This window comes from Microcystis sp. 0824 (assembly GCF_003112475.1).
Lineage (GTDB): Bacteria > Cyanobacteriota > Cyanobacteriia > Cyanobacteriales > Microcystaceae > Microcystis > Microcystis aeruginosa_C.
The window spans coordinates 20201-28940 of the sequence record NZ_BDSM01000005.1 but is presented as its reverse complement, the minus strand read 5'-3'; the positions used below and the strand labels follow the sequence as shown (position 1 = coordinate 28940).

At 41.7% G+C, this 8740-nt stretch carries 4 protein-coding genes and 1 pseudogene; 4 read left to right on the top strand and 1 reads right to left on the bottom strand.

Going from position 1 to position 8740, the window contains the following annotated elements; genetic code table 11:
- Positions 1-241: 241 nt before the first annotated feature.
- The 3 genes and pseudogenes from N0824_RS02255 to N0824_RS02245 form a co-directional block, all read left to right on the top strand.
- A pseudogene (locus N0824_RS02255) lies at positions 242-1268 on the top strand (ISAs1 family transposase); the annotation flags it as partial.
- Between the two features lie 766 nt (positions 1269-2034).
- On the top strand, positions 2035-4383 hold the full coding sequence (locus tag N0824_RS02250) for an HD family phosphohydrolase (protein WP_108935543.1): 2349 nt from the start codon (positions 2035-2037) through the stop codon (positions 4381-4383).
- 35 nt (positions 4384-4418) lie between these two features.
- Positions 4419-5060 (top strand): Uma2 family endonuclease, encoded by a 642-nt coding sequence (locus N0824_RS02245; RefSeq protein WP_108935542.1) that lies wholly within the window; start codon positions 4419-4421, stop codon positions 5058-5060.
- Positions 5061-5095: 35 nt separating this feature from the next.
- Here N0824_RS02245 and N0824_RS02240 read toward each other — a convergent pair whose 3' ends face one another.
- Positions 5096-5668, bottom strand: coding sequence for a Uma2 family endonuclease (locus tag N0824_RS02240; protein WP_108935541.1), 573 nt, complete (start codon positions 5666-5668; stop codon positions 5096-5098).
- 209 nt (positions 5669-5877) lie between these two features.
- Between N0824_RS02240 and ileS the strand changes: the two genes are divergently transcribed.
- Positions 5878-8736 (top strand): isoleucine--tRNA ligase, encoded by a 2859-nt coding sequence (gene ileS, locus N0824_RS02235; RefSeq protein ID WP_108935540.1) that lies wholly within the window; start codon positions 5878-5880, stop codon positions 8734-8736.
- Positions 8737-8740: the final 4 nt, after the last annotated feature.

Sequence of the window (8740 nt, the reverse complement as noted above, 5' to 3'; positions counted from 1 at the left end):
AGACCAGCCCAACTTTTCTGCCTTGGGGCTAAATCTCTTGTTTGCTTATATTATAACCGACATTCCGCACATCTTCATATATTTTTATATGTTTTTACATTCCCCAAGATGTTTTTACGAAAAACTGTCATTGTAGAGAATACTATTAAAAACTATTTTCAATAATTGATTTTTTCTGAGAAAACCAATTACAATTCTTCACCTTGATAAAAATCCATCATTGTAGCTATAATCCTTACTGCCTTTATGGATAGTATTAGTAGTAATAATAATACTGGGAACAATGCTAGGATACTCAGGTTATAGAGAACTAGGAGAGTTTGCTAAAAATAATCGGCACAGGCTCAGTCAAGAATTTAACATAATTCCAGAAAGAGTCCCATCCTATTCAACAATTAGAAGGGTAATGATGGGAGTTGATTGTAAGAGTTTGTTAAAAATGTTTAATGAATGGGCATTAGAAGAATATGAACAAAGAGATGATATAAATTGGCTAGTCATAGATGGAAAAAGTCTAAAAAATACCCTAAAAAATCCTAACAATAAACAACAAGATTTTATTATGTTTGTCTCATTTTTTAGTCAAGAAAGTTGCTTAGTATTACACATAAAAAAATCGAAAACAAAAAAAATCTGAAATCGACGAAAGTCAAGCTATAATTGAAGATTGCACTCTCCAAAATAAAGTTTTTACTGGGGATGCTTTACATTGTCAGAAAAAAACAATCAGCTTAATAGCCCAGACTAAAAATGATTATGTTATCAACGTTAAAGGAAACCAGAAAAATCTTTATCAGCGAATACAAGACCTGAGTAATTCCTCAAAGCCAGAAAGTTGCTTTCTCGAACAAGATAATAGTTATGTACAAAAAATATCAAGAAAAATAGAAGTTTTTAAAGTGAGGAAAAATGAAAGACAAGGGTTTGAAAATCTGCGCCAAATTATTAAAGTAGAAAGAAGGGGTAGTCGCGGGGATAAAACGTATGAAGAAACAGCTTACTATATAAGTAGCCTAACCGAATCCGCCCAAGTATTTGCTAAAATTATTCGAGGACATTGGAAAATAGAAAATCAGTTACATTGGGTAAAAGATGTAATTTTTGAGGAAGATAAAAGCGAGATAAGTGATTTTCAAGCGGCCAGCAATTGGTCAATTCTCACAACTATAGGATTGAATCTTTTCAGAGGTTTGGGTTTTCTCTCAATAACAGAGGGACAGAGTTGGTTAGCTGAACGTTGGGAAAAACTGATAGTTTTATCGACGTAAGAAGCAAAAAAATTAGCTAAATTAACAGGATTTAATCTCAGAAAATTTCAAGAGAGATAGGCTTGTAGTGGCTTGGAAAAAAGCTTTATCAATCTATTCATAATAAATATTGGCAGAGGATTAAAGGTTAGTTATTGTGACTAACTCTTTTGATTAGAAAAAGATAAACTTGAGAATCTTTAGTCAAATTTATTGACTGAAAATCAGCTGTACTTAATTTAAATGAATCAACCCTACCTTGATAAGGGGGGTGTCTGCATGAGCAGAAAACGGGTTTCTCGGAGAAACCCGTTTTCTGTGCTGAAAAAGTACGGGCGAAGCATTCGGATAGAAAATCTCCGGTTTCAGCGATAGGTTATTGCCCGAATGCTTCGCCCCTACAGGATGCGGGCCGATGAAGACGCAGGGTTAGGGATAGGTTATACTAAATCCGGTTATTATAGCGTTTCCTAAGCTAGTGAGGTACACCTATTTTTCTTCCCTTTTGCCTCTTGCCTTTTGCCTTTTGCCTAAAACCCATAACTTTTGTACCTCAGCAGACTGAAAAACGCTATAAAAACCGATTATTTATTACCTCTTTTCCCTTTTGCCTCTTGCATGAGTGCCTCATCTCAACAAGCAATTTAAATGCGCGGGCAGCTTACCTTTCGAGAAAAAATTTTTTTGTACAGGGAGTCCTTAAAATAGAAAAGGGAACACACAACCAAATTGCTGGTATTTTTCCTCTGGGCATGGTGGCGCAGTTTATAGAATTTAGCTGAAATTTATGAATCATTTTCTGCATTCTTTCACTGTTTTTCCTGATTCTGCCCGAAAATCTCGCTCTTACTCCCTGGGTAAACTGCGACGACCCTTAATCTTCCTGTTTACCGTCGGTTGTCTGACTAGCGTAGTCGGTTATCGTTTCTATAATCAGCCGAAATTGGCCGTCGGGACTATTTCTCCGGTCACAATTATCGCCCCCGAAGATGCCAGTTTTCAAGACCAAGAAACCACCGACCTCAAACGCCAAAAAATTCGGGCTGGACTGCTCCCCCGGCTGAAAAGAGACCCCCAAATCACTGCCCAGATTGAGCGATCGCTACGGGACACCTTAGGGCAATTAAGTCAAATTAGCCCATTTTTGCCAAAAAATTCCATTTTAATGGGCAGGACTATTTCCAACGCCACAATGGAAACGCTGCTCACCTTTTCTGCCGCTCAATGGTCAACTCTACAGAGCCGCCTCAACTATGAAGAATCTTTTACAAACCTCTTGACAAAAGAGCAGGAATATGCTGTTAGCGAAATCCAAGCCTATCGTCAGCGCGTGACGAAGGGAAGCTTTGAGCAATTTATCGATCGATTAGGGCAATTACGGCAAATAAAGGAGCAAACCAGCCAAAATTATCAGCATTCCAGCTTAAATAAACTCAAATACGCCGATCTGATCACAGTGGCCCAAATGGGCGATCGAGAGTGGCAAAACCTAGAAAAAGCCGTCCTGCAAGCGGGGCGCCGGATTTTGGTGCAGGGCATTCCCCCGGGGATTTCCACCAGTCACCTACAGGATACCATCGCCGTGCAGATTAGCAGCGATCGCCTAACCAGTCGCCAGCAGTCTTTAGCCGAAAATATCCTTCTAGCGGCCCTGGAGGGAGAAGCGAACCTGATAGAAGATCGGGAGGCAACCAAAGAACAAGCCGCTAAAGCGGTGGAAGCGGTAGATATGGTCATGTCTAGCGCTCAAACCGGTCAAATTATCGTTAAAGCAGGCGAAAAAATTACTCAAGCTCAGTTTGTTCTCATCGATGGCTTTGGTTTGAGCGAACGGGGCATTAACTGGATGGGTTTAGGGTCAACGGCAATCCTTGTCACCAGCGCGATCGGGACTTTTTGCCTCGTTGCCCAACGTCTCCATCGGCCTCTGCGTCACCGGGATTTTCTTCTCTTGGGTTTACTAAGTTTTACCACACCGATCCTAGCGATCGCCAATATTCCCTTTACCAATCTGGCAGCCGTGGGTTTATTAGTCAGCAGTTTCTACGGCCCGACTCTGGCCGTCACCCAAGTCCTCTTAACTGCTGGTCTTTCCCTATTCAGCATCCAAGGCATCAGTGCCGATTTAATCGCCGGGACGATTGGGGGACTATTAGCGGCGATGATAGCGGCAAAATTGCGCTCCAGGGATGAATTATCGCTCCTAGGAATGGGAATCGGAGTCAGTCAAGGGGGTGTTTATCTGCTCACCTACCTAATCGTTAGCGCCACGGCCAGCACAATCATCTATACTCTACTACCCACGGCGCTCGTCTATGGTCTATCGGGCATAGCTTGGACGGTAATCGCCCTAGGATTATCCCCCTATTTGGAACGCTGTTTCGATGTGGTCACTCCCATTCGTCTGGTGGAGTTGTCCAATCCTAACTGTAGTTTACTCAAACGTTTGGCCACGGAAGCACCGGGTACTTTTCAACATACCCTTTTTGTCGCCTGTTTAGCTGAAGCGGCCGCCCGAAAACTGCACTGTAATGTGGAATTAATTCGCACGGGGACCCTCTATCACGATATCGGGAAAATGCACGATCCTCTCGGTTTTATTGAAAATCAAATGGGTGGCCCGAATAAACACGATGAAATTAATGATCCCTACGTCAGCGCCGAGATTATTAAAAAGCACGTTAGCGAAGGGTTAGTCATGGCCCGCAGACACGGTTTACCGCGAGTCGTCCGCGATTTTATTCCCGAACACCAAGGCAATCTCTTAATTTCCTATTTTTATCAGCAAGCTTTGCAAAAATCCGCCCAAAATGGTCAAGAAATCGTCGATGAGGCGGCCTTTCGCTACGATGGTCCGATTCCCCAATCGCGAGAAACGGCGATCGTTATGTTAGCCGATAGTAGTGAGGCCGCTTTGCGCTCGCTAAAGGAGGCCTCCCCAGAACAAGCCATGGATATGATCAAAAAGATTTTTCAGGCCCGATGGCGCGAGCAACAATTAGTAGATAGTGGTATTCGTCAGGAGGAATTACCAATTATTGCCGAGATTTTTGTGCAAGTTTGGCAACAATTCCACCATCAACGCATTGCCTACCCGAAAGCAGTTTTAGAAGTCTCCTCAGCCGAAAAAAAATAAGAGATAACAGCAAAAAATCAAGGATAATTATCAAAATGCTACTAATTACTCTCAACGAAAATACTTTATCTTTATCTCCGGGCAGTCAAGTTATTTTTCCCCATCAGACTTGGGAAGATTACGAAAGATTGCTGAGTTTACGTCTCCAAAAAACCTATCCCAAACTCTATTTTAATTGCAAAACGCAAGAAATTAGGCTTATGTCTCCCCTACCAAGTCATGGCAATCGTATTGATACATTAAGGGATTTAGTAAAAATTATCCTCCGTCGTCAAGGTAAAGACTGGCAATGTTTTGATCCAATTACCTTGAAAATGCCTGGAGAAGCGGGAGTAGAACCAGATACTTGTTTTTATATTGATAATAGACAGTCAATTTTAGGCAAAGAGAGAATTGATTTAACTGTTGATCCTCCTCCCGATTTAGCTATAGAAGTGGATTTTACTTCTCTGACTGATGTAGAAGCGTATCAATTGCTGAAAATCCCCGAATTGTGGGTTTATCGTCGGGAAGAATTAAAAATATATCTGTTCAGAGAAGACGGTTATCAAGAAAGCGAAAATAGTCGTCTCTTTCCCGATATAAATATCAAGAAACTTTTCCCCTATTATGTTGAATTAGGCTGGAATCAAGGTTCTAGTCTTGCTTTACGTCAATTTGAAGCTTTAGAGAATTAGGGACATAAAAGTGCGATGTCAAAAAATAATTGTAATCATACCAAACCGGGGACTTTGCGATAGATAGAAGTGATCGATCCCCGGAATCCTACACTGGTGAATTCTACCTCATCCCCGGCTTCATAGATCTGTTCTTTCCAGATTCCCGAATCCTCGCGACGGTGACATTCAATTTTCATCTGGTTTTGATGAATAAGAATGTATTCTTTTAAGGTGGGACAGGTTTGATAATCGCTAAATTTATCACCCCTATCAAAGGATTCCGTCGATTTCGATAATACTTCAATAATCAGAAGGGGATAAAGAATAAAATCATCGGTATTGTTAATCTCTCTCTCGTCACAAACCACCGCAATATCGGGATAATAATAACAATTTGCCTCCTCTAACCGGACTTTGATATCGGAAGTGAGAACAAGACAGGGACTATCATCGAGATGGATACTCAATAAAGTAGCTAGATTTGTATTTAAGACAATATGGGGCTTTTTTGCGCCTACCATCGCATAAATCCGTCCTTTTCGGTACTCGTGCTTGATCGGACTGACTCTTTCCCCTTCTAGATACACTTCTGGAGAGACATAAAAAAAATTAGGATTCGTCACCATCGTCCTCATGCTCCCTATCCTCGAATAACTGAATTATAGCCTTTCGGAATCATCGCTCTTGGACACAATCTCGCTAGACTTATAGATCAATGATTGTCACTTGTAATATTTATATTACAGTTATGTGACAGACTAGAGATAACGACTCTCAAAGGGACGTTATTTAGGAATGAATCCCGAAAACGATTGATATCCATAGGTTTGCTAGAATGTCCAACGCTAAAAGTTACAAAGATACCGTTAATTTGCCTCAAACTGACTTTGATATGCGAGCAAATGCCAGTAAACGTGAGCCAGAATTGCAGAAATTCTGGCAAGATGAGCAAATATACGAGAAATTAGCGCAAAATAACCCCAAAGAATTATTTATTCTCCACGATGGCCCCCCCTACGCTAACGGGTCCCTGCATATCGGTCATGCTTTAAATAAAATTCTCAAAGACATTATCAATAAATATAAACTGCTGCAAGGCTACAAAGTGCGCTATGTGCCGGGTTGGGATTGTCACGGGTTGCCGATCGAACTAAAGGTTTTACAAAGTCTCAAAAGCTCGGAAAAAGAGGGTCTAACCCCTTTGAAATTACGTCAAAAAGCCCACGATTTTGCCCTTCAAACGCAAAAAGAACAGTGTGAAGGTTTCAAAAGGTATGGAGTCTGGGGAGACTGGGAAAATCCCTATTTAACCCTACAACCTGAATACGAGGCCGCTCAAATTGCCGTATTCGGAAAAATGGCCCTAAAAGGTTATATTTATCGGGGACTAAAACCGGTTCACTGGAGTCCTAGTTCTCAAACCGCTTTAGCTGAGGCAGAATTAGAATATCCCGAAGGTCACACTTCCCGCAGTGTCTATGTTGCTTTCCCAATTACGTCAGTTTCAACCCCGGTTTTAACGCCATTTTTGCCTAATTTATCCGTGGCTATCTGGACGACTACCCCTTGGACTTTACCCGGGAATTTAGCCGTCGCATTGAACCCAGAATTAAACTATTCAGTGGTAGAAACCAGCGAGTCTAATTATCTAATCGTAGCGACGGATTTAGTCGAAAAATTGGCCGACACTTTTAACAGGACTTTGACGATTAAAGCAACGGTTAAAGGTCTGGAATTAGAACATACTAAATATCGTCATCCTTTGTTTGACAGAGAAAGTGCGATTCTCATCGGTGGGGATTATGTCACCACCGATTCCGGCACCGGATTAGTTCACACGGCCCCCGGCCATGGTCAGGAGGATTATATCGTCGGCCAACGTTACGGTTTACCGATACTTTCTCCCGTGGATGATAAGGGAAATTTCACCGCAGAAGCGGGACAATTTGCGGGTTTAAATGTCTTGAAAGATGCCAATGAAGCAATTATTTTAGCACTGACAGAAAAGGGTGCCTTACTCAAAGAAGAAGCATACCAGCATAAATATCCTTACGATTGGAGAACCAAAAAACCGACAATTTTCCGCGCAACAGAACAATGGTTTGCTTCCGTGGAAGGATTCCGGGAATTAGCTTTAGACGCGATTGATTCGGTGCGTTGGATTCCCGCAACGGGTAAGAATCGCATCACTTCTATGGTCAGTGAAAGAAGCGATTGGTGTATCTCTCGTCAGCGCAGTTGGGGGGTTCCTATTCCTGTTTTTTATGACGAAGAAACGAATGAACCTCTGTTAACGGAGGAGACGATTAATCACGTTCAAGCTATCTTCGCGGTCAAGGGTTCTAATGCTTGGTGGGAGTTATCTGTAGAGGAATTATTGCCTCCCAGTTATCGCGATAATGGTCGCAGTTATCGCAAGGGAATGGATACTATGGATGTGTGGTTTGATTCTGGTTCTAGTTGGAATGCGGTGGCTAATGCTCGACCAGAATTAAGTTATCCTGCGGATATGTATCTAGAAGGATCGGATCAGCATCGGGGATGGTTTCAATCGAGTTTATTAACCAGTGTGGCTGCTAATGGTATTGCTCCCTATAAAACGGTGTTAACTCACGGTTTTGTTTTGGATGAACAGGGACGAAAAATGAGTAAATCTCTGGGGAATGTCATCGATCCCAATGTGATCATTAATGGGGGTAAAGACCAGAAAAAAGAACCCGCTTATGGGGTGGATGTGATTCGGTTATGGGTGTCCTCGGTGGACTATACCAATGATGTGAATATCGGTCAAAATATTCTTAAACAGTTGGTAGATATCCGTAATAAAATCCGTAATACTGCTCGGTTTTTACTGGGGAGTTTAAATGATTTTGATCCCGTTAAAGATGCGGTAGCTTATGAAGATCTACCGGAGATCGATCGCTATATGTTACATCGTATCTCGGAGGTGTTTACGGAAGTAACGGCAGCTTTTGAAAGTTTCCAATTCTTCCGCTTTTTCCAGACGGTACAGAATTTTTGTGTTGTCGATTTATCTAACTTTTATATCGACATCGCTAAGGATCGTTTATACATTTCCGATCCTAATTCTTTCCGTCGTCGCAGTTGTCAAACAGTTTATGCTATTGCTTTAGAAAATCTCGCTAAAGCGATCGCTCCTGTCCTCTCTCATCTAGCGGAAGATATCTGGCAATTTCTCCCCTACAAAACTCCTTATTTATCGGTATTTGAGTCAGGATGGCTAAACATCGATCCTGCTTGGAATAATCGCGAATTGGCCGATAAATGGGCCAAATTCCGGCAGCTACGCACCGAAGTTAATAAGGTGATGGAAACTGCCAGAAATGATAAGGCGATCGGTGCTTCTTTAGAGGCAAAAGTTTTACTTTATGTTCCCGATGAAACCTTACAACAGGAGTTAGAATTATTCAACAATTGTGATAGTTTAACGGGGAATAAAGTTGATGAATTGCGTTATCTATTTCTCTCTTCCCAAGTGGAATTAGTTAGTGATATTAGCGCGATTCAAACCGCAGAATATAAGGGAGAATCGGACTTTGTTTCGGTGGGAATTGTCAAAGCAGACGGCGAAAAATGCGATCGCTGTTGGAATTATTCCACTCAAGTGGGAAAATTTGCCGATGATCCCACTATTTGCGAGCGCTGTAATGCTGCTTTAAAAGGAGAGTTCTAAGCTA

What these genes read in the sequence shown, in the direction of transcription:
- N0824_RS02245 (WP_108935542.1), top strand. Translation starts at nt 4,419, where the DNA reads ATGCTACTAATTACTCTCAACGAAAATACTTTATCTTTATCTCCGGGC.
- N0824_RS02240 (WP_108935541.1), bottom strand. Translation starts at nt 5,668, where the DNA reads ATGGTGACGAATCCTAATTTTTTTTATGTCTCTCCAGAAGTGTATCTA.
- ileS (WP_108935540.1), top strand. Translation starts at nt 5,878, where the DNA reads ATGTCCAACGCTAAAAGTTACAAAGATACCGTTAATTTGCCTCAAACT.
- N0824_RS02250 (WP_108935543.1), top strand. Translation starts at nt 2,035, where the DNA reads ATGAATCATTTTCTGCATTCTTTCACTGTTTTTCCTGATTCTGCCCGA.